This window comes from Arthrobacter sp. SIMBA_036, assembly GCF_046535135.1.
Classification (GTDB): Bacteria; Actinomycetota; Actinomycetes; order Actinomycetales; family Micrococcaceae; genus Arthrobacter.
In genome coordinates, this window is the sequence record NZ_JAWRXG010000051.1 from 1 (window position 1) to 421 (window position 421).

Annotated in this window: 1 protein-coding gene; it reads right to left on the reverse strand. The window is 66.3% G+C overall.

Annotated features, from left to right (window positions below):
* Nucleotides 1–58 precede the first annotated feature (58 nt).
* Nucleotides 59–421: hypothetical protein (locus tag SB659_RS19095; RefSeq protein ID WP_410551523.1), on the reverse strand; the 363-nt coding region annotated here is incomplete at its 5' end.

Below are 421 nucleotides of genomic sequence, written 5' to 3' on the forward strand. Positions count from 1 at the left end.
TGTTACCGGCACACTGTTCGCGTGCGCGGCAGTTCCATCTATTCGGTTACGCGCATCGTCACCGGGATTCGGACGCACGCGCGGCGGCCCGAAGCGCGTCGAGCACCTCACGGGCCGACTCGGGCAACGCGCGTTGAGACGCAGGAGAACCGACTGCAGCGCTGGCCGACTGTGTCACGACGGCGCGCAGTCGACGGTCCAGCGCCGGACTCATCCGCACCAACCTGAGCGCCGCGCGCTTCAATGCCGGCCGCTTCGCCAGTTCAGCCGCCCCGATCTTGAGTACGCCCTTGATTCGCTCCTTGATGCCGGGCAGCAACCTGCGTTCACGGATTGCAGAGGTCAATCTGCGCAGCGGAAAGCCGACCATGCGCACGGGCTTCGACACACGCCACGACGTGCTGTGCAGCACGGCATGCAG